Here is a 279-nt window from a genome sequence, read left to right as displayed (position 1 = left end):
GTTAAAGATATCTTGCCTAAAGTAAAAGCCGACGAGAGTTATCTTGAAACACACAATTTTCAAGTGATCGATGGTTGGCGTTCGATGGAAACTGTCGATACTACCGAGATAGATTGGCAAACGATTAACTTTAACTCTTTTCCTTATCGAATGCGCCAGCAAGCAGGCTCTAGTAACGCATTGGGTTTGTATAAGTTCAATACGCCCAACAAGCGAGCCATCTATCTCCATGACACCCCAAGTAAAAGCTTGTTTAACGATGACTTCCGCGCCTATAGC

The 279-nt window shown here is 42.7% G+C and carries 1 protein-coding gene; it reads left to right on the top strand.

The features are described from left to right. A partial coding sequence (locus tag AB4486_RS27350; RefSeq protein WP_372119930.1) for a L,D-transpeptidase family protein occupies positions 1-279 on the top strand: 279 nt, incomplete at both ends.

It is taken from the genome of Vibrio sp. 10N.222.55.C6, from assembly GCF_041473395.1.
In the GTDB taxonomy this organism is placed as follows: Bacteria; Pseudomonadota; Gammaproteobacteria; order Enterobacterales; family Vibrionaceae; genus Vibrio; species Vibrio crassostreae_C.
This window is presented reverse-complemented; position numbering and strand designations above follow the sequence as displayed.